Here is a 1,650-nt window from a genome sequence, read left to right on the forward strand (position 1 = left end):
AGAAGGGTTCCCGGTTCGGGACCGCATGGTGGGGGAGATCTTAGAGAAATACAGGATCACGGTAAAAAAAACTCCAAAAAAGAGATTAGACGGAGATGCCGTCAATTCCTCACTCCGGAGAAAATAGATGTCCTCAGTAAAAATAAGAAGTGCAGGACAAATAAAGTTGTGGTCACTCCTTCATCCATTCAGAAGGAGCTGGAAGAGAGGCTCAGGTCTGGTTTTAGTTCCCCTTATGTGGGGGGACTGTTTTTGGTTCCCTATCATCTTCAACTGGGAAGTTGGGAGATGCTGAGCACTTTATTACCCGATAAGGTTGGCGGTATCCCCCCCCAAAAACTGGGCTTACAGGTTATTCATCATTCCCTTTATGGGATAAAGGGGACAAGGGAGTTAGATGAACTGAGGGAGTCCAGCTATGGTCTGCTGAGTGGTTTGCCCTTCATCTGTAGCCCCGTGACCGAGAATAGATTTTTCAACCAAATTCCCACAGCTCACTCCGAAGAGCTCCTGCTAGAGATGGGTAAGAGACAAAAACAGCTCGGTTATCTGAAAGGCAACCTTGTCAATACCGATGGTCACTCCATCCGCACCTTCAGCCGGATGCATATGCCAAAGAGCTATCTCTCCAAGGAGAAGATATACGATAAGAGCATCAGGACCTTCTGGACACAAGACCAGGAGACCAAGAACCCCATATTCTTGAAGGCATTCTACAGCGGGACTACGGTGAGTATGGCTGTCCCTGATCTTATGGACAAAACCCTGGAGATCCTCCAAAACCCCTTCCTTTCAGCGATGGATAAAGAGCATTTCGTGGGCACTCTACTGAGCCAATTAGATGAGAGGGGAATTAGAGTGATCCTGCCCATGCGCAATTCTGATAAGAGGCTTAAAGAGATGGAGGCCATAGATGCCTCAGAATTTATCCGAAGATTTGAGGGTCGAAGACTGGCCGATGTATTTACCTATCTCAAGGATTACAACGATCCATTACGGTTGCTCGTTCTAAAGGCCAAAGAGGATGGTAAGACCAAATATGTGGGGTTCATCACCAACGATCTAAATATTACCCCCAGAGCCCTTCTCAAGATATACCGAAAAAGGTGGAGGATAGAGAATCTCTTCTCGGAATGTGATTTTCTCGGTTTCAATCTCCTGGTAAGCACGAACCTCAATGCCATCACAGCTAACCTGGCCTTGAAACTCATGGCCTTCAATTTAATGAGTGCCTTCCGCAATGATCTAGGCGGTGAATTCCTCTCAATGACTCCAAGTCTAGTCCATCGTCACTTTCTAAAAAATGTGCAGGGGAAAGTAAAGCTGCATGGCGATTATATCAGAGTCGATGTCTTTGGGTTTGAACATCAGGATGCAGTTAGGCCACTCTTGGATAACCTTCAGGCAAAGCTTTTGAAAAAGGGGCTTGATCCAAGGATACCTTGGCTGAATAACCATAGGATTTGCTTCAGATTCATATGAATTTACAGGGAAAGAGTCCATCTAACTAGGACTGCAATATTACTGTTACGTGTATTATTCGTGCCCCTACCGGATCGAACTCATTTTGTCAAATGTGTAGGTCTGACCCCGCTGTTTTACAAAATTTGCCCAGATTCCCATGCTCGAACCCTCCAGTAGTCAGGAGGC

General features: G+C 46.0%; 1 protein-coding gene. It reads left to right on the plus strand.

Translation table 11 applies throughout. The annotated features are described in order from the left end of the window. The coding region (locus tag AB1552_14395) for a transposase (GenBank protein ID MEW6054948.1) at positions 1-1,482 on the plus strand (1,482 nt) is incomplete at its 5' end. Positions 1,483-1,650 lie beyond the last annotated feature (168 nt).

The sequence above is a fragment of the Nitrospirota bacterium genome, assembly GCA_040754395.1.
In the GTDB taxonomy this organism is placed as follows: Bacteria; Nitrospirota; Thermodesulfovibrionia; order Thermodesulfovibrionales; family SM23-35; genus JBFMCL01.